The sequence below is a fragment of the Variovorax gossypii genome, from assembly GCF_003965815.1.
In the GTDB taxonomy this organism is placed as follows: Bacteria; Pseudomonadota; Gammaproteobacteria; order Burkholderiales; family Burkholderiaceae_C; genus Variovorax; species Variovorax gossypii.
Map to the genome: position 1 here is coordinate 1,521,738 of NZ_RXOE01000002.1, position 21,778 is coordinate 1,543,515.

The 21,778-nt window shown below is 58.3% G+C and carries 20 protein-coding genes; 8 read left to right on the forward strand and 12 right to left on the reverse strand.

The window, feature by feature from the left end; all coding sequences use genetic code 11:
- The first annotated feature begins 359 nt into the window (after nt 1-359).
- From EJP69_RS14680 to EJP69_RS14695, 4 genes are all read left to right on the forward strand, one after another.
- Complete coding sequence (locus tag EJP69_RS14680) at nt 360-788, forward strand: hypothetical protein (protein ID WP_126470928.1); 429 nt, start codon at nt 360-362, stop codon at nt 786-788.
- Between the two features lie 114 nt (nt 789-902).
- The gene (locus tag EJP69_RS14685) at nt 903-1,265 is read left to right on the forward strand and encodes a hypothetical protein (RefSeq protein WP_126470930.1); all 363 of its coding nucleotides are present in this window, start codon (nt 903-905) and stop codon (nt 1,263-1,265) included.
- A gap of 4 nt (nt 1,266-1,269) precedes the next feature.
- Nucleotides 1,270-2,184 carry an SDR family NAD(P)-dependent oxidoreductase gene (locus tag EJP69_RS14690; RefSeq protein WP_206169322.1) on the forward strand — a complete coding sequence of 305 codons (915 nt, stop codon included), beginning with the start codon at nt 1,270-1,272 and terminating at the stop codon, nt 2,182-2,184.
- Nucleotides 2,185-2,244: 60 nt separating this feature from the next.
- On the forward strand, nt 2,245-2,868 hold the full coding sequence (locus tag EJP69_RS14695; RefSeq protein WP_126470932.1) for an NAD(P)-dependent oxidoreductase: 624 nt from the start codon (nt 2,245-2,247) through the stop codon (nt 2,866-2,868).
- Nucleotides 2,869-3,171: 303 nt separating this feature from the next.
- Here EJP69_RS14695 and EJP69_RS14700 read toward each other — a convergent pair whose 3' ends face one another.
- A complete protein-coding gene (locus EJP69_RS14700) occupies nt 3,172-4,266 on the reverse strand; it encodes an MBL fold metallo-hydrolase (protein ID WP_206169323.1) in 1,095 nt (364 codons plus the stop codon).
- A 14-nt stretch (nt 4,267-4,280) separates the two neighbouring features.
- Complete coding sequence (locus EJP69_RS14705) at nt 4,281-4,592, reverse strand: 4Fe-4S dicluster domain-containing protein (RefSeq protein ID WP_240652149.1); 312 nt, start codon at nt 4,590-4,592, stop codon at nt 4,281-4,283.
- A gap of 126 nt (nt 4,593-4,718) precedes the next feature.
- Between EJP69_RS14705 and EJP69_RS14710 the strand changes: the two genes are divergently transcribed.
- Nucleotides 4,719-5,309: a TetR family transcriptional regulator gene (locus tag EJP69_RS14710; RefSeq protein WP_126470934.1), complete on the forward strand. Its 591-nt coding sequence runs from the start codon at nt 4,719-4,721 to the stop codon at nt 5,307-5,309.
- A gap of 310 nt (nt 5,310-5,619) precedes the next feature.
- Here EJP69_RS14710 and EJP69_RS14715 read toward each other — a convergent pair whose 3' ends face one another.
- The 10 genes from EJP69_RS14715 to EJP69_RS14760 form a co-directional block, all read right to left on the reverse strand.
- The gene (locus EJP69_RS14715; protein ID WP_126470936.1) at nt 5,620-6,864 is read right to left on the reverse strand and encodes an alpha/beta hydrolase family protein; all 1,245 of its coding nucleotides are present in this window, start codon (nt 6,862-6,864) and stop codon (nt 5,620-5,622) included.
- A gap of 123 nt (nt 6,865-6,987) precedes the next feature.
- Nucleotides 6,988-7,917 carry an NAD(P)-dependent alcohol dehydrogenase gene (locus tag EJP69_RS14720; protein ID WP_170217117.1) on the reverse strand — a complete coding sequence of 310 codons (930 nt, stop codon included), beginning with the start codon at nt 7,915-7,917 and terminating at the stop codon, nt 6,988-6,990.
- 66 nt (nt 7,918-7,983) lie between these two features.
- Nucleotides 7,984-9,348 (reverse strand): alpha/beta fold hydrolase, encoded by a 1,365-nt coding sequence (locus EJP69_RS14725; RefSeq protein ID WP_240652150.1) that lies wholly within the window; start codon nt 9,346-9,348, stop codon nt 7,984-7,986.
- Nucleotides 9,332-10,195 carry an aldo/keto reductase gene (locus EJP69_RS14730; protein ID WP_126470938.1) on the reverse strand — a complete coding sequence of 288 codons (864 nt, stop codon included), beginning with the start codon at nt 10,193-10,195 and terminating at the stop codon, nt 9,332-9,334. Before EJP69_RS14730 ends, EJP69_RS14725 begins: the two co-directional genes overlap by 17 nt.
- A 52-nt stretch (nt 10,196-10,247) precedes the next feature.
- Entirely contained in the window at nt 10,248-10,946 is a 699-nt protein-coding gene (locus EJP69_RS14735; protein WP_126470940.1) for a TetR/AcrR family transcriptional regulator, read from the reverse strand.
- Between the two features lie 193 nt (nt 10,947-11,139).
- The gene (locus EJP69_RS30075) at nt 11,140-11,922 is read right to left on the reverse strand and encodes a winged helix-turn-helix domain-containing protein (protein WP_126470942.1); all 783 of its coding nucleotides are present in this window, start codon (nt 11,920-11,922) and stop codon (nt 11,140-11,142) included.
- 24 nt (nt 11,923-11,946) lie between these two features.
- Nucleotides 11,947-12,879, reverse strand: coding sequence for an SDR family NAD(P)-dependent oxidoreductase (locus EJP69_RS14745; RefSeq protein ID WP_206169324.1), 933 nt, complete (start codon nt 12,877-12,879; stop codon nt 11,947-11,949).
- Nucleotides 12,880-12,927: 48 nt separating this feature from the next.
- A complete protein-coding gene (locus EJP69_RS14750; RefSeq protein WP_126470944.1) occupies nt 12,928-14,319 on the reverse strand; it encodes a sensor histidine kinase in 1,392 nt (463 codons plus the stop codon).
- Complete coding sequence (locus EJP69_RS14755; protein ID WP_126470946.1) at nt 14,288-14,974, reverse strand: response regulator transcription factor; 687 nt, start codon at nt 14,972-14,974, stop codon at nt 14,288-14,290. Before EJP69_RS14755 ends, EJP69_RS14750 begins: the two co-directional genes overlap by 32 nt.
- Nucleotides 14,974-15,813, reverse strand: a complete 840-nt coding sequence (locus EJP69_RS14760; RefSeq protein WP_206169325.1) for a MipA/OmpV family protein — start codon at nt 15,811-15,813, stop codon at nt 14,974-14,976. Before EJP69_RS14760 ends, EJP69_RS14755 begins: the two co-directional genes overlap by 1 nt.
- Before the next feature lie 155 nt (nt 15,814-15,968).
- On the opposite strand from EJP69_RS14760, the gene EJP69_RS14765 reads away from it, so the two are divergent.
- Genes EJP69_RS14765 through EJP69_RS14775 form a run of 3 tightly spaced genes read left to right on the forward strand, consistent with a single transcriptional unit; the run spans nt 15,969 to nt 21,669 of the window.
- Nucleotides 15,969-17,441 (forward strand): efflux transporter outer membrane subunit, encoded by a 1,473-nt coding sequence (locus EJP69_RS14765; RefSeq protein WP_126470948.1) that lies wholly within the window; start codon nt 15,969-15,971, stop codon nt 17,439-17,441.
- Complete coding sequence (locus tag EJP69_RS14770; protein WP_240652151.1) at nt 17,438-18,568, forward strand: efflux RND transporter periplasmic adaptor subunit; 1,131 nt, start codon at nt 17,438-17,440, stop codon at nt 18,566-18,568. Before EJP69_RS14765 ends, EJP69_RS14770 begins: the two co-directional genes overlap by 4 nt.
- The gene (locus EJP69_RS14775; RefSeq protein WP_126470950.1) at nt 18,565-21,669 is read left to right on the forward strand and encodes an efflux RND transporter permease subunit; all 3,105 of its coding nucleotides are present in this window, start codon (nt 18,565-18,567) and stop codon (nt 21,667-21,669) included. The genes EJP69_RS14770 and EJP69_RS14775 overlap by 4 nt, the downstream gene beginning before the upstream one ends.
- Nucleotides 21,670-21,778 lie beyond the last annotated feature (109 nt).

The window sequence follows — 21,778 nt, forward strand, 5'->3', positions numbered from 1 at the left end:
GAAGTTCATGTAGCTCGTGTTTGGAGTAGAGGCCTCAATGGTGGAGACGCATATCTCCGCTGAGGCGTAGAACTCCGATCCTTGCTGTTGTCGTCTTACTGCGTACTTACCGCGTTGGTGCTCTCTTTTCGGCTCATTCGGCTTTCTTAGTCCGCCTGTTGTTCAGCTGCGACCGTTGAAAGAGGTGCACTATGGTTATGCATTCACCGATGGTCTTGGTAGTGATGTAGTGCTGGAACGGCGGATTGATTGCACATGCGCTGTGCTTTCTTCTGAGCCCGAGCCAGACTCTCTTTGCCACACTTCCGCCGCCCGCTCCAATTGGTAAGTACGCCGTAATGCATTGCGAAGGAAGATCCGTGTCTTCAACATTTGATGTGGAAGCTTCCATGCAACTATCGCGTCTGCGCTTTCGTGTTCGCTCGCGTCTGCGTCAACCTTCAAGGATTCTTTCGGCCTTTCTTGCACGCAGGTTGACGATCTCGGCACTTGCTCATGCACTGTGTGTGCCGTCAGTTGCCTTAGCCAACCAGGCTGCGGCAGAGATGATCGATGAATGCGCCGGATCGGTCTGGGAAGTTGAGGCCATTTGTGTCACGAGGCAGAGGCCATTCGCAGAAGCCAAGCACAGCGTGTTCTCCCGAACGCTTAAGCACGTTGATATCGATCCGGAGCAAGTGGGCTGGCGCAACGGCGCCACGGAAGTCAATGCCAACGTGCTTGGAGATGCATCCGTTCGTGGCAAAGGCCAACCTGCCCCGCATGAGCGAAAAGGGGCTTTCTCATGAGGCGTCGATTGGCCGCGATGCGACTACTGCCGGGGCGGCTTTCAGCAGATATTGAGCGGGGACTCGTGCCGTCGGAATCCGTTCCACACGTGTAGAGGAAGAAGGGGTAGCAGCATGGAGAAATTTCATTCAAGGCTTTCAATAGCGGCTATTGCCGTATCTGCCTCACTCGCGACCTTTGCTGATGAGGTTCGGGTGTATCTGCCTCCGCAGAAAGCGGCTGAAGTTCTCGCCGACGGAGTCCCATGGTCCGCTGCGGCACCGAATGGGAGGAGCTTCAAGCTTGCGCTTAACAAAGATGGTACGGGAAGCATTAGTGGCGGATTGCCTTTCGCGCTGTCCGTCACATGGGAGGTCAAGGGCGAAACGGTGTGCCTGAGCGGCACCATGATGGCGAAGTGCCTCCGATTCCAGGAGATCCCTGGGGGATTTCAAAGTTGGGATGGAGATAAACCGGACTTGAAGTTGAGCCGTTAAAGATATGGACCAAAATAAACCGCGACGTATTGTGGTCATGACTGGCGCAACCGCCGGCCTGGGCGCGCATGCGCTGCAACTTCTGGCTGTACAGCCGGGCGTACAGATCATCATTGGCGCTCGCGGGAGTGAGCGAACGGTACCTCGAGGTGTTGAAGTCATACCACTTGACCTCGCTTCGCTCGCTAGCGTTCGTGATTTCGCCGAGGCCGTCATACGCCGGCTTGGTGGGGCGCGCATCGGCAGTCTTGTCCTCAACGCTGGTATGCAGACCTCCAGCAACGAGAAGCGGAGTGCCGAGGGCTACGAATTGACCTTCGCCGTGAATCATCTTGCGCACTATCTGCTAGCTCGACTCTTGCTGCCGCACATGAGCGATGGGGGACGGATGGTGATCACTACGAGCGAAACACACGATCCTGCTGTCAGTCCGATCGCGCCCAGGACCTTGGAGCCACAGGTACTGGCGCGTCCGAGCAAGAGTGGCTTCGGCTCAGGCATCCGCGCCTACGCGGCTTCCAAGCTATGCAACTTGTTGACGGCGCAGTCTTTCGCAGTGCTGGGCGAGGCAAAGGCCTGTCGTTTCACAGTGGTCGCCTTCAGTCCTGGCCTTACTGGCGGCACTGCGCTCGGTCGTGACAGCTCGTTTGTCGCGCGCTCAGTTGTTACGTTCCTGATGCACACCGTTTTCCGAGTGATCGGGCTCTTCCGGCCTGAATATGTCATCGGAACGCCTGAGCGCTCGGGCGAAATGCTAGCGGAGGTTGCGCTCGGGACGATTACTCCTCCGCACGGGCGAATCTATCTCAGCCTGGTCAAGGGCAAGCCAACATTCCCCGATCCCTCCAAAACGGCTAGAAGCAGGCAGGCCCAGGCTCAGCTATGGAGCGAGAGTGCGGCCATGGTCGATCTCGATTGACGAAAGTCGAGTCACGGTTTAGTCAAACGCCGGCAGGCTTCAATTCAAAGGTGGACTTCCATGAAGATTGCCGTCATCGGGGCAACCCGAGGAATTGGACTGGCGACGACCCAAGGGGCGCTGGCAGATGGCCACGATGTCACCGTGTTGGCTCGTCGTCAGGAGCGCATGCCGATTCGCGACCCCCGTCTACGTGTTGTCGAAGGGAATGCAGAGGATGCTGTGGCGATCACGGAGGTCGTTCGGGGGCAAGATGTCGTCTATGACTGCTTGGGCACGACTCAACTCTTCCAGCCGGTCACTTTGTTTTCTCGTTGTGCCGAGAACTTGTCACGAGCGCTCGCGCCTGAGCAATTGCTCATTGCCGTGACCGGCATGGGGGCCGGAGACAGTCGTGGACATGGCAGCCTTCTCTATGACTATCTGTTCAGGCCAGTTGTTTTGGGCAGGATGTATGCCGACAAGGATCGTCAAGAACGCATCATCATGCGCGATATCGACCGCTGGATCATTGTGCGACCTGGTTTCTTGAACAACGGTCCTCGCACAGGTCGGTACCGTGCTTTGACCGATCTTCGAAGCGTTCGAGGCGGAAGAATCTCGCGTGCTGATGTCGCCGATTTTCTCATATCGCAGGCCGGATCGCCTAGTTTCATCGGCCGAACGCCATTGTTGATCTACTGATGAAACTCTCGAGGCCTGAATCCGGTGAAGGCTTTTAGGGTGCCCAAAGGACCAATCCGTGGCTGCGCTATCTCATCTTTCAGGTGGAAAGATTGCTGGATGATTGTGGCGAATGATCAAATCAATGCTTCAATGCTTGATCAAATTCAGAATCGAGACGAGTTCAAGTGTGATCTTGCAAGGAAACATAGAACCACGCGAACCACAGGCTACGAGAGGATTCCTACCGAGTTGACAGAGGCCACCACGAGCGACTCATGCGAGATGGATGTTTCGCTTGTGCGATGCGCGTTCAGATATGAATCATTTCGTCTGTGGCTGCCACCTCGTAGCGACTGACTGTTGAACAGTTGCGCTGGCGTTACGCCACCACGGATCAATGCGTTGATCGATCTGTGGTTCGATCGGCTCGCCCAGGCGCGGCATTAAGATTTGAGTGCTCAGCTTCGGCGCTGCGTCTAGCAGAAACTCTGCAGGTTGATCCCATGCATGCATTGCCAGACTGAATGTGCCCCAGTGAATCGGCAAGAACGGTCCACCGCCGAGCAGGCTGAGCGCCTTGAGTGCGTTCTCTGGTCCTAGATGCATATGACCCCAGGCAGGGTGATAAGCGCCGACCTCCAACATCACTAGATCGAATGGCCCCAGGCGTTCTCGGATTGTTTGATACTCAGTCGTGAGTCCCGTGTCGCCGCTGAAGAATACGCGATGTCGCTGCGATCGCAGGACGATCGAAGACCAGAGAGTCGCGTTGCGATCAATCACAGCGCGGCCGGAGAAGTGCTGCGCCGGCGCAGCGGTTACCACTAGGCCGGTGTTCGGGAGGGTATGTGAATCCCACCAATCGAGCTCGATGATGCGTCCTGGTCGAACGCCCCATGCTTCGAGATGAGCTCCGACCCCAAGGGAAGTAACGAAGGGGACATCGCGGCTGGCCAACTCGCGGATGGTGGAATAGTCCAGATGATCGTAGTGGTCATGGGAGATCACCACCAGATCGATTGGCGGGAGAGCGCTCAGGGCGACTGGCACTGGCTGGAAGCGTTTGGGCCCGATCAGGCGTGAAGGCGATGCTCGAGGTCCCCAGACGGGGTCTGTAAGGACGCGTAGACCGTCGATTTCAATCAAGACCGTCGAATGGCCCAGCCATGTGGCGCGCAGCCCTGTCGCGGGCGGACTGAGCCAGTGTTCCAATGGGCTCATAGATGGAAGTGGACCTGGTGGCGAGCGCCGCTTGCGATCGGAAAAGATTTCTCTCAGCGACGGTGTCGTTCGGTTCGGATCGCGTAAGTCGGGCAGCATCGGATGCACGTTGCGAAAACGTTGGCCGTCCCAAAGTGGCGAGGCTTGCATCCGCTCGCGCCGCTCTGCTTGAGACCTGTGTGACTCCGGTGTCATTGCCGCGAAATCCGTTATGCCCGAGCTAGCTTGATCGCCTTTTCAGGGCAGGCGGAAACGCATAGGCCACAGGCTTCGCACGCATCAGCGTTCGGCATGAACGCCTGTTTCCAGCCATGGGCGAATCCTTTGACCTTGCCGATCCAAGTGAGAGAGTTTCGCTCGGCGGGGGGCAGTACGCCGATGACAAAGACGTCTTTGGGACACGCGGGAACGCAGTCACCTTTTCCTTCGCATCGATTCCGATCGATAACCGGAACGAATATCCCTGGTGCCTGCTTGCACGATGCATCGCCGGGATGTTTTTCACTTTTCATGTGGATCATCTTTCATTCGTTTGATTCAACGCTCATCACGCAGACACCGCATTGCCTTGCATGGTGGCATATGGTGCCACAGATGGCACTTAGTGCCATAATGACCCTTGGTGTCAGGTGGATAGAATGAGATCCATGAAAGGAAAGATTCCGAACTTACGCGAACAGCACAAAGCAGCCACCCGTCAGGAGATAGCTCGCTTTGCTGTTGGGTTGTTCTTGAAGCAAGGCTTTGTCAATACCACGATCGACCAGATCGTGGAGCCACTGGGCATCGCGAAACGAACCTTCTTTCGCTACTTCAGCACCAAGGAGGACCTGGTTCTCGCATGGTTCGAAGAAAAGACGCCTGCATTGGTGAGAGAACTGGGCGATAGGCCAGTGCAGGAAAACCCCTTTGAAGCAGTTTGCGCAACACTGTCCTCCCTGCTCGTTCGCTACGACGCTAATCCTGGATCGGCTTTGGCGATGATGAGGCTGACCAAAGAGACACCGTCGCTGGTCGGGAGAGACCTGGAGAAGCGAATGATTTGGGAGCAGGCGCTTGCTGCGGCTCTTGTTGAGAGAGTAGGGCAGAAGACGATGAGCCTGCTGAAGGCCCGGATCGTAGTTGGTACAGCAATGACTGCCTTCACGGCAGCTCTAGACGAATGGTATGCCGGCGGAGGCAAACTAAAGCTCCGCCCCATCGTGGAAAAGGCATTTTCCATGGCCGGCACCCCCTGACGACAGCCGCGTCCATCTCTCGGGAGGACTCGTGCTCTACAACTGCTTGCACCCTCGCCGCGATTACGAAGGAGGGAGACTTCAAGACTCGCTTATGAGCACGTGGACCACGTGCTCGTGTGGGCAGCCACTGATGAACGGGCAAGAACCGAACTTCGGCGAGTTGCGTGATGTAGGTTTTATCTCAAGAGGTGTTAGGAGTGACAGCTCTGCCATGTAGGGGCACTCTCGGACTCGTTGCAAGCTCTGGAAGTGGGGGAGGGCTATCCCCTCTTGCGTAGCAGGGCCAGCTCAAAGCGAGGAGCGCTCATTATGCGCATCCAAGCCGCTCGGCAATCCGGTCGAAGATGTACTCCGTGGCAGTGGCGTAGCCGCCAATCTGACAATGCGACTGTGCTGTCGACGTCTCATCGAACAACAGATATTCCTTAGGGCCCTTCAAGGAATCATGGAATGATTTGGCCCCATGGAAGACCTCGCCCGTGCCGTCTAAGACGAGAGTCGCGCAGGTCACATTGTCCAGAATGGACGAGTTGTCATAGGGCTGCAGAGCTTGCACGACATCTTTGATCGTGTTGGGTACGCCGTGCTTCCAGGCGTAGTCACGCACAAGGTTTCTCATTTGCTCTGGAATCTCATCCAGCGGATGATCGTGGAAACGACTGAGTTGAGCGATGATCTGGCGTCCCCAGCTGATGTTGCCTGGGTCGGTGACGCAGAGCGTGATTCGCTTGTCGAATGCGGCGGCACGGGGCGCCAGATAGCCACCGAAGCTTAATCCCATCAGCCCGATGCTGGAGGCGTCGATCTCCGAAAATTTCTCCAATGCGAAATCAACTAGCGGGCTGACAACCTTCTCCCAATCAGGGCGAAAAGTGAGATGGTTCAGCCTTAGTGCGAGCCCTTGGCCGGGACCGTCGTAAGTCAGGCAGTGAATGCCTCGCCGAAGTGCGCCTTCGCAAACCCATCGGGTGTCTTCTGCCCATGTGTCTCGACCAGGCGTAACGATGAGAAGTGGAGCCTTCCCCTTTGCATGAGGTGATCTGTAGAAATAGCCGGGAAGAAAACTTCCCTCATAAGGGATCTCTATGCGCTCACCGGGGTAGCCGGACAGATTGATATATCGCTGGTAGCAATCAGCGCTGGCAACTGCATACTCCCTCATTCGCGTATCCGCGAAGTCGCTGAAATACAGTAGCGCGCAGCGCCAGTAGGTAGAGGCTCGGAGATAGGCGCTCGCTGCGGTAACGTGCTTGCCCTTTCCGTCTGCCTCCTCTGCCCTGTTATGTAGTCGACGTGCCAGGGCCGCCCAGGCGTTGACCCAAGCTTCTTCGTCGCTCCCGCTGAGCTGATACACCACGTCCATGACTTCTCCATAATCGGTCATGCCATAGGGCATCAGGCTCAATATGTGCTTTAGCAGCGCGTCGATCAGCAGATTGTCATTGAAGAAACTGGGCTGCGCCCAATGCTTTCTCGCGAGCGCCGAAGTTTCGGCGCTGACTTTTGAGATCGGGTCAATGGTTTCGCCGATGTGTCTTTCCTGATCTTTCATGATGCATTACCTCGATTCGTGTTGCAGAAAAATGTGGACTCACTCAGTTGCGGTGAATCCACCTCAGGCAAAAGAACGCAGTGCTATCGCTATCCTCCGCCTGCTTGTCGACCTCGTTCGTTGCTACATGAGTAGCACAATTCGACCAGCTGGGCGTCGGCCGAGTTCGGCATCCTTGATCGCTGCCAGCGCATCGGCGAATGGCACCTCAAGTCCAATAGATGAGCGAAGCTTTCCTTCGGCCGCAATTTTTGAGATATCGGGCAAGTCCTTGAATCCTGTGGTTGCAAATACCAGCTTGTAGCGCCCTGAGACGAAGCCCCGCAGCATCCTGCCTGGCGTGGGATTGATGTCGACAAAGCAACCTTTGGGCTTCAGTAACTTCAGTCCTTCGCTGACCGGCAATGTGCCGAGAGTGTCAAAGACAGCGTCATACGGGCCGTTTAATGAAATTGCCGCTTTGTCGGTGTAGGCGAATACGGGTGCGACACCAGCGGATTTGACGGCGGCAGTGGAGGACGAGCCACAGGAGCCGGAAACGCGCGCTCCATAGGTCCGCGCCAGTTGAACCGCAAAGCTGCCCACGGCACCACTACAGCCGTTGATGAAGATGTGTGATTTAGGGCCAGCCTTGGCTGCGCCAATGATGGCTGCCCAGGCAGTTGCCGCGGGAATAGGGATGCAAGCTGCCTCGCTGAAGGAAAGAGAAGCAGGCTTATGAATCACCAGATTCGCGTCGGCATCCACGAGTTCGGCAAAGGCACCCTGTCTCCTGATTTCAGCAGTCCCGAAAACCTTGTCTCCTGCTCGGAAGTATGTGATTCCGCCTCCAACTTCCTCCACCACGCCAGCGAAGTCCGAGCCCATGCCCTGCGGAAACTTCCAGCCGGTGACAACCTTCATGGCGCCCTGGCGCAGTTTCCAGTCAAGCGGATTGATCGCCGCAGCTTTCACACGCACCCGAATGCGACCCGGCGCCAGTTTTGGCAAGGTATGTTGTCCGAATGACATCTCTTCAGGGCCTCCATAGCGGCCGAATTGCACTCTTTTCATAGACTCTCTCGTTGTGTCGTTTGTTGGGGGCATTGAAAAAGGAAAGCCGGTGCCAGTCGCACCAGATCACTGCGCCAGGATGGCTTGAGGCGTGCGCGACGCTTTGTCTTGCAGCGCTACTCTTGCAACTGCTTCGAAGGCGGTACTTTCAAAGTCCGGTATGTTCGGAATGCTCTGTGTCGTGAATGCATCGCTGGCGGGGGATTGAAGGCTCCTTTCATTTCCCAGCGTGGACACCAGTATTGAAAGTTGCCAGTCGAAGTAAGGATTGAAGGTGAGCCGGGCATGAACTTTTCCCTCTTCACGGTATCCCCAGTCCGAATACCAAGTGAACCCGCCCTGCTTGCAAGCCTGGGCGGCCTGAGCGGTTTGCCCGTTCAGACAGATGCGAAGGCTTCCCCCGCGCCCATAAAGGGGGTTTTCGGGTGAGAACAGCAGCCCCATGTGAGAAAACTGACTGATATGTTGCTCAGGCAGCCTGTCTTCTCTGATCAGTACGCGCTTTGTGTCGGTCAGTTTCCCCGGTCTTGATCCGTACCAGATCAAGCGGCTTTGTGGATTGGTAAAGCGCTGCTGGAAAACGTCGAGAAGGTATTCGGTGTTGAGCACCGAATCATGCTGAGCGACGGCCATGAAAACTGGCTTGTCGTAGGAGCGGCGAAGCAGTCGCCGTGCAGCAACGCTCGTGCGATAGTACTGCGCGTACCCGTTGGTCGGTACGTTCATGTATCGCACGGGGGTTTGCGTCGGAAATGAACCATTGGGGGTGATCATCCAAGGCCGTATCCGCGAGGCCAGCGGCGCTAGCCAGTCAAAGGGCATGCTCTTGAAGCCTGGTGAGAAAAGCGCCAATCCGGCAATCTCCGGGTGGCCATAGGCATAGTCGAGCACCAGGTTGGCCCCTGTGGAAAAACCCCCCAGGTATACCGGGCCTTCAACGTCGCGCTCCAGCGTCATCGCTTGCTCTTGGACGGTCCGTTGCCACTGTTCCGCAGTTATCGTGAGGAGATCATCAGGGCGCGTTCCATGGCCGGGAAGGAGTACTGTGCGCACGAGAAATCCCTGCGCGGCGAGTGCTGGTGCGACGTCATGGAAAGACCACGGTGAATCACCAAGCCCATGAACGAGCAGGATTCCCTTGTTGGGTTTTGAGTGTGCTCCATGTTGAGGAGGCCACCATTCCTGAGGAGCGTTCCAGAGTAGTTCTGCTTCTTTGTCGTCTCCTTGGAAACTGCGTCCCGTGCGCAATTGATTAAGCGTTTCGCTTCGATACTGATCGAAGGCAACTGACGAGGGCGGGTTCTCCGCGCTCGCCAACGTGGTACAGGCTCCAAGCAAACTGATGCTTGTCACGGCCGACATCAGGATCGCAAATATTCCAGCAAAGCGGGGCATACTTGGTTGCCGCTCGGCTCTACGCGAGTTCGGCATGATCTTCTTCCGAAAGTCGTATGGTTGCTGCCGCAACGTTCTCTTCGAGGTGATCAATGGAGCCCGTGCCAGGAATCGGAAGCATGACGGGCGAATAGGCCAGCAACCAAGCCAGCGCGATCTGGGCGGGGGAGGCTCCATGTCGAGTTGCGATCCGTACCAAACGACTCTCTTCGGTCTTGTTCGCGCCTCCGCCCAACGGGAAGAATGGGCTAAAGCCGATGCCGGCGGCCGTGCACTCATCCAATAGGCTGAGGTCGTCACGCTTGCTGACATGGAAGTGGTTCTGAACAGCAGCCACAGGGGCGATCGAGCGAGCCTCGGATAGATGGTTAATGTCGACGTTGCTGATGCCAAGATTTCGGATCAATCCCTCCTCGCGCAATGCGGCCAGCGCCTCAAAGCGTTCGCCCAGTGACTCGCCGTGCGGCGGAGCCATCTCACCGATACGGAGGTAAACCAGATCCAGGTGGTCCAGTCCCAAACTTTGCAGGTTGTCCTCCACCAAGCGTCGCATGTCAGCTCCGGTCCCGTGCCTGTAGCTGCCATCGGAACTGAAGACGGCACCCACCTTCGTTGCGATCACCAGCCCTGCTGGATACGGATGCAATGCTTCACGGATCAAATCGTTCGCGCGAACTTTGCCATCGGAGCTCTGATAGAACTCGGCGGTGTCGATCAAATTGACGCCGAGTTCAATTGCGCGGCGCAGTACGCTGCGGCCGATTTCTGGATCACGCGCGGGTCCCCGGAATCCATTGGTTGAAAGACGCATGGCGCCGAAGCCCAGGCGACGGACAGGCAAATGTCCTCCGAGGAGGAATTCACTCGCGTTGGTTGCATTCATTCTCTTGCTCCTGAAAGGATTAGGAAGGCGGTTGAAGTACCTGAAAGGAGCGCTAAGTGGCGCTCCTGGAGCGTGGACCACTTTTTCGGCTGGTCGGCCGAGTTGGTTGGTCTAACGCGCCGTGGAGAAAGGTGTTCACGGCGTAGCGCACGATCTCGCTGACCTCGCTTTCGGGCAGGGGCGTGGTGACTAGGCCCGAGGCAGCACGCAATTTGGCGTTGCTCGCCACCATGCTGATGAAGTGTTCGGCCAGCGCTTGAGCGGGCACTGTGCTTGTGAGTCCTAGAGTGGATCGCTGCTGTTCAGAGATCCATCTCGCAAGGATTTCTACGGCCCTGCCATAGCTGACTTCCCACATCGCGTGTGCAACATCAGGAAAACGTCGGCCTTCGTTGACCAAGAGCCGATGGAGTGCCAACGTACGCGGCGAGAGCGCAGATACCAGCAATTGCCTGCCAAGTAGCGAAAGCACTTCGCTGGGCTCCCGCCCTGTGATGTGCAACTGATCCAGAGGCTTCGCAACTTCAGCGCACAGGCTCGTCATCGCCTCTTTGAACAGCCCCTCCTTGTCGCCAAAGTGGCTGTAGATGGTGCTACGTGAGCCGCCCACTCGGGCAATCAGATCATCGACGGCCACGCCGTCAAAGCCGCGCTCAAGAAATAGTTCTGCGGCGACGGAGGTCAGATCCCGCAGGCGTTGAGCCCCTTTGACGGTCCGGTGTTTCGGAGGTGTGTGTTTGTCGTCGACCAAGCTGCTCTCCTCTTACAGAATATGTACTGTACTATACAGTACAAAAGTGGTTGCGCAACTAAACCTTGGCGCGATCGGGTTTATCGGCAATTGCTACGGATGTCCGGGTCAGTCTGTCGGCGAGCTGTATTCACGCGTTGCTGCAAGTCCGTTCGGACAGTGAAGTCGTGCAGTCAGTAGGCGAGTACAGCGTCTAGAGACGCAGTTCCACGACATATCCTTCATAGTGCACCGTGTGAATCAGCTTCAGGTCGAACGGGGCATCCAATCTTTGGCGAAGTCTCAACATGGCGACCCTGACGATGCTGCACTGCGGATCCACACGCGGCCCCCATACGGCTGCCATCAGTCTTTCGCGCGACATCACCCGACCTGGATGGGCCATGAGTACGTCCAGTAGGTCGAATTGAGTGGCCGTAAGCCTAAGGTCGATGCCGCGGCGAAATGCTTTGCCGCGCTTCCTATCTATGGCCAAGTCCGCCAATCGGGGCCAAGTGACGTCAGGTGCCTTCGGGTTAAATATCAGGGCCCAAACTCGTGTAAGCAAATCGCCGGGTGCGCAAGGTTTGAACAAGGTTTCAGTAGTGCATAGGCCTTGACTTGCGAGGCAATCGGGGACATGGCTTCGCTCAGTCAGAACAAGTAGTGGCGTGCGGGTCATGCGCTGCATGGAGCACACTGTAGGCAGGGCATCGGACAATAGCGCTGTATCAAGAAGAATCAATGCATACGGCGCACCCGATGAGATCCGTAGTTCGGCGTGCCGAGGGTGCACAGTCTCGATCGTCAAACCGGAGCGATTGAGGATATGGCTGAACTTGTCGCGCGCTGCGCTTTCCGGTCCTAGAAACAGGACGCGTGGTGACGCATGCAACTTTGGGGTCATTTCAATTGGCAGTCCGTGTTCTAGGACCGCGTCATAACGCGGCTGCTCCTGTGGGAATGCTTCCCGATTGCATCGCTTCAGGAAGTCCATATTGATGCCCCCCGGGTACGGAGTTCATCGCGCCCGCCAGAGCCATTCAATACCGACCATCCCAGCACTCTCGGACCATAGTTGATCACGCGCGCTTTGACTTCGCGCCAGTTCAGACGGCTCGGGGAATGTCGGCTTTCCCTTGACAAGCGAGAGATAGATTCGTCCGTGAGGTGGGCTGATAACGCCCAAGGCCACGTCAGCCAGAATTTCTCCGGAACGCTCCGGTGTGCCCGCGACGTACTCAGGCCGGAAAAGTCCGATCACACGGAAAACGGTATGCATCAAGAGCGTGACGAGCAATCGTGCGACGAACGAGTTGTCACGACCAAGCGAGGTTCCGGCGGTAAGTCCGGGACTGAAAGCGACCACGCTGATCTTGCGTTCCTTGATGTCGCGCATTGCAGCAAACGACTGCGCAGTTAGCAGGTTACATAGTTTGGAGGCCGCGTAGGCTCGGATGCCGCTACCGAAACCCGTCGTGATCGGGTGCGCCAGAGTCCACGGATCGAGAGTCCTTGGCGCGATCGGTGTGATAGCAGGATCATGGGTTTCGCTCGTAGTGATCACTAAACGACCGCCGGCAGCCATGCGTGGCATGAGTAGTCTGGCCAAAAGGTAATGGGCGAGGTGATTCACAGCAAATGTCAACTCGAAACCATTCGCACTTCGCTGCTCGTTGCTGGAGGTCTGCATGCCGGCATTGAGGACGAGGGCATCGATGCTGGCATCGCCGAGCCGCAGCTTGATCGTACTGGCGAACTTGCGGACGCTGGCGAGGGATGAAAGATCGAGCGGCAAGGTCTCGATGCCGGGGTGCACTGTGCGTCCACCTCCGCGGGCACCAATGATGACTCGCACATCGGCCTTAGCAGCGATGTATTGCAGCGCATGCGCCCCGAGTCCGGCGGTAGCGCCGGTCATGACGAGGACGCGTCGTGGTTTGGATTGATCCATTTTTGATTGTTCAATTAGTCGCTGCGGGAATGCCTCGAGTGCGAGTCCCTACACAGGTGCGTTCTGTTGCGGGCCATTCCTTGACAGCACAAATCGCAATCCGGGGTCCGCCTGTTCTGCAGTTAGAGTCCAGCCATGTGCCTGAGCAATTTCTTGGCAAATGGCCAAGCCAAGGCCAGCCCCTTTGTCCCGGCGATGCGGGCCGCGCCAGAAACGGACAAAAATTCGGGAAAGTGTGTCCTCGTCCGCACCAGGTCCCCAGTCTCGTACGGTCAGTTCCGTGGCGGTGGCATCGACGTATATGCCTGAACCTCGGGGTGCATGTTGAATCGCGTTCTCGAGTAGATTCTTTAGTAGCGTGAAGAGTGCACCACGATCGGCTAGCCATGAGGGGCGGCTTGCATTTGGCTGCAGGTTCACCCATACGCCGGCTCCTTGAGCCATGCGCTGCAGATAACTAGAGACTTCCTGGGTCACATCCAAGATGTCGATAGATTCGAAGTGGTAGTTTTGGACTTCTCGCACCTCCGCCAAGAGCAGCAGCTGCTGCACCTGGCGTGTCATGTGCTCGACGTCCTGAAGTAGCGAGGCTCGATGGGCACTGAACTCGTTCAGCTCGATCTGTGCGCGAATGAGTGCCAGGGGCGTCTTCAGCTCGTGTGCTGCTGCTGCAAGAAACTCCTGCTGTCCTCGGTATCCGTGCTCGAGTCGCTCAAGCGCCTGGTTGAAGCTCTGCACCAGCGGAGCCACTTCCGCTGGCACGCCTTCAGGTCGAAGTCGCGCGTGAAGGGAGTGGGGGGAGATCGCCGAGGCTGAGGCAGAGAGTTCGCGAAGTGGCTCGAATGTACGTCGGATCGTCACGTACGCGCAGGCGCCGAAGACGATCATCAAGGTTATGCTGAATAACGCAATACCTCTACCCATGAACGGCAACGCAAACTCAGTCTGGAACAGGTCGGCCGCTCTCGCGCTCAACGCGTACTGTATATACCAAGTCCGTCCTTGATGTTGCACGGGTTCAGTGGCTGCGTGTATCGCCACCCCCTCTCTCTCAAATACAAAATGTCCTCGTGTGAGATGAAGAGTGGTTAGCCCGCTGGAAGTCCAGAACGATTCTCCGGCCGGAGAGTAAAGAATCACCTGTCCAGACGCATCGAGAACACGGTAGGCTAGTTCATCCTTGAAGCTTTGATAGATCCAATCTGCCTCATGCTCGATCGAGCGGAGTCCGATGGGCGCCCCATCCGTGCTAAACATTAGACGAGTAGCCAATTTGCTGGCTTGGATGGAGGCTCGCTTCTCCACTACTTCAGTGTGAAAGGTGAGCAATGCCGTGAGCCCCAAGCCGATCAACAAGATGCTTAACACAACACCCACGAGATAAGCACCCAAGACTCTTAGGCTGAGGCTATTCAGTGCGGTCGGCGTCACGAAGCGCATATCCGAGATTTCTTAAGTTAACAATCCGCTGATGTGAGCCGATGGCAAGCAGCTTGCGGCGCAAGCGGTGCAATGCAACATCAAGGGCATTCGACGTGACAGCTTCTGTCAAGCCCCATCCGCCTGCTTCAAGTGCACTTCTGCGAACGGTCTCACCGCGTGCCTGTATCAGCGAAAGCATGATTTGCATCTCAGCGGCAGCGAGCGTCACGCTGTCTTCGCCGCAATGCATCGTGCCCGCTTGGGGGTGCAACTGCAGATCGCCTGCAGTCGGGTTGAGAGGGCGTTGATCCACGGGACGTCGAAGCAACGCTCGAACCCGGGCCACCATCTCGTCCATCGCGAAGGGCTTGGGCAGATAGTCGTCTGCGCCGGCTTCCAGGCCTCCGATTCGATCACGCAGTGCGTCGCGAGCCGTCAGCACCAGGCAGGGAATGCCGGTTCCAGCCGCGCGAAGCCGCTGCAGCAAGGCAAGTCCATCGCCATCCGGTAGCCCCCGATCCAAGACCAGTGCGCGATATGGGATTTGCTGCATGGCGATCCATGCGGCATCGATGCGCATGACGACATCGACGGCAATGCCGGCATCTGCCAAGCCTTTGCACATCAGACCTGCCAGTCGTTCGTGGTCCTCTACCAAAAGAATGCGGTTCATTAGAATCTATACAAATAGCCCATGGATACTCGGTTTTCCGTCGAACGATCGACCAATGGGCTTGCCTTGATTTCCTTTGCGAGGCTCGTGACGCCAACATCTATGAAAACCGAGTGAGATGCATTGAATAGGTACGATGCTCTCGCCCCGACCTCGACATTGACTGCAGACTCTCCGATGTAAGAGGGGCGATCCGCGCGGATCTCATTGTCCCGAACGCCGTAGTAGTAGTCGACATACTTCTTGCTCATCCACGAGGCTGAGACGCGTGGGACAAGCATTACCTTTTGCCCGAGCCGGAAGGTTTTCTCTAGTCCCAGCGTGGCACGCTGTCCCTTGCTGTGGCCTGAAGCGTCTGCAAGGACTTCGGCGCTGATGTCGGCCAGATCGTTGCGCCAAATCACCTTGCCACCAGCCCAGAGCCCACCCTTGCGCTCATCCATTCCGGAGAGGATTGCCGCATCGTCCGGCTTGTATCCGCTCTCGTCATATCGGGCCAGCAGTCGGAAATCGATCTTCTGGGAGGCCGTGATGTCAAGACTTGGCAGCTTGAATTCCACGCGGGGGCCAAAAACGCGCACCCAATGGTTTTCAAAGTACACAAGCGGCAGCGCGAGGTTGTCTCTGCTGATGCCCTTGTAGGCCTTCTGGTTCGACATGCCTACTACTCCGAGGCCCCAGGTCGACTCACTGGATTGATTAACACTTTGCAAAACCGGTTCGTCGGCCAGCGCCAACCCTGGAATCCAAGCCGTGTATGCAATTGCTGAGATCGCTATCTTACGAGCGAGAAGAGTGGAAATCCACTTTGGAGGTGGACGCATGGTCAGCGATTGCATGAGGAGGCTTTCACTTCCGTTGTTGAGGGAACAGGATCTTCGGCGGAGGTGAATTACGGCGCACTTACCGGCCTCCTCATGACGCTGGACACCTGTCAGTAAGTAGCGGGAAAGGTGCCTCGCGGGATATTTGCGCTTTAGCTATTCCCGCTCTCATGTGTCCTCGCCCCCCATTTGCTGAAAGTCTTCCCCATTTCCTCGCTTCAAACGTCCTGGTATTGGGCCTGCTCACTGCGCTTCTCGGGTGTACAGGAGGTCCGGCTTACCGCGCGCCCGAGATCAATGCGCCTGCCGCGTGGCACGCTCCACTGCCGCATGGCGGAAGCATCGTCGCAATGGAAAAGTGGTGGCGGCAGTTCGATGACCCGGTACTGAACCAACTGATCGAACAGGCCGAAGGTGAAAGCCCGACCCTCGCTCAAGCTTGGGCGAACATTGAAAAGGCGCGTGCGACTCTGGTCACCGCTGAGGCATCCGGCCTCCCTGGCCTGAGCGGTAGCGCCTCGTTGGCGCGGGCGCGCTCGCAGCAGCTTTCGTCCGAGCTGGCGACCGCCACCGCACGCAGCGCCGGGCTTGACGCGTCGTGGGAGATCGATCTGTTCGGTAAGGCGCGGCGCAACGCGGAGGCCGCGAGGGCTCGAATCGACGCCCGTGTCGATGATTGGCACGACGCCCGGATCTCGCTGGCCGCTGAAGTGGCGGACACCTATGTGCAATACCGCGCCTGCGGGCTTCTGGCCGACGCCTACGGTCGGCAGCTGATTTCGACGATGGAGACAGACAGGGCCACCGCCGCTTCGGTGCGCGCCGGCTTCGTTGCGCGTTCAGATGGCATGTTGGCGCGGGCGAGCTTGGCCAGCACGCGCTCGACTTTCGTGGCGCAACGCGGCCAGTGCGAGTTGTTGGTGAAGTCGCTCGTCCAGTTGACGGGTAGCGATGAGCCGGCGCTGCGTATGCTGCTCGGGCGAAGCGAGGGCAAGCTGCCTCAGCCGCAATTGATCGAGGTTCGCAGCGTGCCAGCTGAAGTGCTGCGCCAGCGTCCGGATTTGGCATCACTCGAGCGTGAGTTGGCTGCCGCCAGCGCGGAAGTCGGCGCGACTCGGGCAGATCTTTATCCCAGCCTGTCGTTGTCCGGTTCAGTCAATCTGTCGGCGGTGAGTGGCGCGCCATCGCTGACGACATGGTCCTTCGGTCCATCGCTGTCGATCCCACTGCTTGATGGCGGCCGGCGACGCGCTGCATTGGACAGCGCAAAGGCGAGCTATATCTCGGCGCTGGCTAATTGGCGCCAAAGCGTGCGCACAGTGGTCAAGGAGGTTGAACAGGCGCTCGTCAATCTCGATAGCACCGCTCAGCGCTCTGACGATGCCGCGCGCGCGGCCGATGAATATCGCCGGCACTTCGAGGCGATCGAGGCCAACTGGCGCGCCGGTAACGATAGCTTGCTTACGCTGGAGGAGGCGCGCCGCTCGGCCTTGTCGGCCGAAATCAGCTTGCTCACGCTGCAGCAGAACCGCATCCAGTATTGGATCGCACTCTATAAGGCGCTTGGCGGGGGCTGGTTGCCCGGGGAAGGCGCTCAGCCTCCAGCCAATGCAAACGACACCATCCAAGGAGGAACATCTTGAATTCCAGACACATGACCGCTGTATTGGTGGCTCTGATGGTATCTGGGTTGGCTGGCTGCTCGAAGCCGGGCGCCAGTGCACAGGTGAACGCTGGCCAGCCAGCCAGCGTTCTCACCGTCACGGCCATCGAGCCGCAGGCGCAGACCTGGCCACAGCTGGTGCAGGCCAGTGGTCCATTCGCCGCTTGGCAGGAAGTCATCGTTACGCCTGAGACGGGGGGGCTGCAGTTGATAGAACTGAAGGCCGACGTCGGGGCGCAGGTGAAGCGCGGTCAATTGCTCGCCCGACTGGCGGACGACAGCCTGCGCAACGACCAGCGCAAACAGGAGGCCGCTGTGGCCCAGGCGAGCGCGGCCTTGGAACAGGCGCAGTCCAACCTGAGGCGGGCGCGTATGGCTGAAGACAGCGGTGCACTGTCGGCGCAGAAGATCGAGGAATACCGCATAGCCGCAGAGACTTCCCGGGCTTCACTGGACTCGGCGCGGGCCGAGCTAGATAGCATCAGGTTGAAGCTTTCACAGACCCGCGTGATAGCGGCCGACGATGGCATCGTTTCGTCAAAAAGTGCGGTGTTGGGTAACGTCGTAAACGCTGGAGATGAACTGTTCCGGCTGGTGCGCCAGAGCCGTGTCGAGTGGCGGCCCGAGCTCGATGCGCAGCAGCTCGAGATTGTGAAGCCGGGGCGGGTGGCGCACGTCACGCTAGCCGACGGCCGAGTTGTGCAAGGCGAGGTGCGCCTGGTTAGCCCAACACTATCGCCCAACACAGGGCGTGGCACCGCATATGTCAGCCTGCCCATTGAAAGCGGCGCGCGCCCGGGAACGTTCGGCAGCGGCAGTATCGAGCTTGGCAACAAGCCGGCGCTCACCGTGCCCGCCGGAGCTGTCGTTCTGCGCGACGGCCGTGCGTATGTCTTCCTCCTCGGTAGCGACAGCAAAGTCATGAGCCGGCCCGTGGCCGTGGGACGTCGACGTGGCGAGCGCGTGGAAATACTCAGCGGCTTGGACGCCGATGCACGAGTTGTCGGCAGCGGCGGCGCCTTCCTCTCAGACGGTGCATACGTCACTGTTGCGACTACTCAGCCTTCCGCTGGGGCGTCGGATGCCCGCGAAAGGGTGCGTCGATGAACTTTTCTTCTTGGTCGATCCGCCACCCAGTTCCGGCTGTCCTGCTGTTCTTTCTGCTCACCGTGCTGGGAGTGATCGGCTTCCGGCAGCTGCAAATCCAGGATTTTCCGGACATCGATCTTCCAACCATCCAGGTGTCGGCCAGGCTTGAGGGCGCGGCACCTGAGCAATTGGAATCAGAGGTAGCTCGAAAGATCGAGGACAAGCTCGCTTCTTTGACCAACCTAGACCATATCAAGACGACGATTACCGACGGTACGGTCAGCATCAGCGTCATGTTCGAGATTGACAAGAACAGCGAGGCAGCGCTGTCCGAGGTGCGCAACGCAGTAGACAGCGCACGGGCCGACCTGCCGGCGAGCATGAATGATCCGACGGTGTCCAAGCTGACTACCGCAAATTCGGAACTGATAACCTTCACGATCGAATCGCCGCGATTGGACGAGCAAGACTTGTCCTGGTTCGTCGACAATGATTTGACCAAAGCCTTGCTGGCGGTGAGGGGAGTCGGTAAGGTCGCGCGTGTCGGAGGGGTCGATCGCGAGGTGCATGTAGAGCTTGAACCTACGTTGATGGCAGGCCTCGGTGTCACACCGTCAGCCGTGTCGGCACGGTTGAAGGCCGTGCAGCAGGAAGCTTCTGGAGGCCAAGGGGAAATAGGCGGCGAGCGTCAGTCGAGTCGCATGCTCGCCGTCGTGGGTTCGCCGGCCGAGGTTGGCGCGATCACAGTGCCGCTCCCTGATGGTCGCTACGTACGCTTGGATCAGGTGGCGCGCGTCAGCGATACGCACGCCGAACGCACCACGCTTGCTTTCCGAGATGGCACGCCGGTGATCGGCTTTCAAGTCACACGTTCGCGCGGGTACTCTGACGTCGGAGTGGCCGAGGATGTACGCGCAGAGATAAAGCGCTTCGGTCAGGTTCATCCGGAGGTGCGCATCCTCGAGGTGAGCAACACAGTGGCCCGCATTCAGGACAACTATGACGGCTCGATGGATCTCCTGCTCGAAGGGGCGCTGCTCGCAATCATCGTGGTCTGGGGTTTCTTGAGGGACTGGCGCGCGACGCTGATCTCTTGCACCGCATTGCCGTTGTCGATCATTCCAGCTTTTGGGTTCATGGCGTTAGCCGGGTATTCCTTGAACACCGTGACGTTGCTATCGCTCGCATTGGTGGTCGGTATCCTGGTTGACGACGCCATTGTTGAGATCGAGAACATTGAGCGCCATCTGAACATGGGAAAGACGCCCTTCCAGGCGGCGATGGAGGCTGCCGACGAAATCGGTCTAGCGGTGATCGCTACTACCTTTACTCTGGTGGCGGTCTTCCTGCCGACGGCATTCATGGGCGGTATTCCTGGCATGTTCTTCCGTCAGTTCGGCGTGACCGCATCAGTGGCGGTGCTCGCGTCGCTGCTGGTGGCTCGGTTGCTGACGCCGATGATGGCTGCCTATCTGCTCAAGCCTCGCGTGGCAGGCAGCGAGGTGCCCGGTGATGGGCCGACGATGACACGCTATCTCGGGTGGGTGCGCTGGGCGTTGACGCATCGCAAAAGCGCGATGCTTGCCACGGCCGCGTTCTTCGGTTTGGCGCTTTCCGTCGTGCCATTCCTTTCTACTGGTTTTTTGCCAGCGCAGGACAGAGCGCAAAGCCGGATTGCTATAACGTTGCCGTCGAGCAGTACGTTGGATGACACTGTATCTGCGAGTCAGCGTGCTGCGGTGCTGCTTCGCGCGCTGCCCGAAGTGAAGGGGGTCTTCGCCTCCGTGGGCACGGCTAGCAGCTTCGACGGGCCGCGGGCTTCATCGACGGCGGATGTATCGAGCGCCACGTTGATTGTTGAATTGGTGCCGCGCGGCGAACGTAAGCTCAAGCAATCTGCCGTCGAGGCGAAGATGCGTGAGCAGCTGCGACAGCTGCCGGGCGTACGTATCGCAGTGGGTGGCGGCAATAGCGGCGAGGTGGTCGACCTTACGTTGGCGAGCGACGATCCGCAGGCGCTGGCCAAGGCCGCTGCGCAAGCCGAGGCGCAGCTGCGCACGCTCAAAGGCATTGGCAATGTCAAGTCAAGTGCAGCACTTCAGCGACCGGAGATTCAGGTTCGTCCGGACTACGCCCGAGCGGCGGCATTTGGTGTCACCTCTGAATCGCTGGCTGAAGCGGTGCGGCTGGCCACTTACGGCGACTACTCAACCTCGCTGCCGAAGCTCAACTTGCCGCAGCGACAGGTTCCGATTCGTGTAACGATGAATACCAACGCGGTGCGTGGCAGCCTGGATTCCGTGGCCTCGCTGCGGGTGGCCGGCACGAATGGAGCAGTTAGCCTTGGCTCCGTGGCCGAAGTCGTCCTCGGAAGCGGCCCGTCGCAGATCGACCGCATCGATCGCTCGCGCAATGTGACACTGACCGTGGAGCTCAACGGTCGCCCGATCGGTGATGTTCGGCAAGAGGCGATGGCACTGCCGGCATTGCGGTCCCTGCCGGCCGGTGTGCACCGCGTCGAGCAGGGAGATCTGCAGCGCATGTCCGAATTGTTCATCAGCTTCGGCATCGCCATGGCGATCGGGGTGTTCTGCATCTACGCGGTGCTCGTGCTGCTTTTTCATGACTTCTTGCAGCCTGCGACCATTCTGTCCGCATTGCCTCTGGCACTGGGAGGCGCCTTCATCTCTCTATGGGTCGCGCACCAGCCGTTTGCGATGCCCGTGGTGATTGGCGTGTTGATGCTGATGGGCATCGTGACCAAGAACTCGATCCTGCTGGTCGAGTACGCCATAGTGGCTCGCCGCGAACGCGCGATGGGCCGGCTGGATGCACTCGTGGATGCCTGCCACAAACGCGCGCGGCCGATCGTGATGACGACGCTCGCAATGGGTGCGGGGATGTTGCCCAACGCATTGGGTCTGGGTGCGGAGCCAAGTTTTCGTCAACCAATGGCCATCGTCGTCATTGGAGGCCTCATAACCTCGACCTTCCTGAGCCTGTTGGTGGTGCCGGTGGTGTTCACTTATGTGGACGACCTGCTAGCTTGGGGGCGCCGGCGATTGTCTGGAGATCACAAGGCATCGATTGATAAATCGACCCTGAAGGCCAACTCATGACGTCGTGCCGCGTTGCATCGACGTAGCCAAAATCGTTCGGCAAGAAGTGCCGAACTAGCTTCGAGCCGGCTGATTCGGCCACCTAGTCTTCCGGCGAACTGTTGCACGC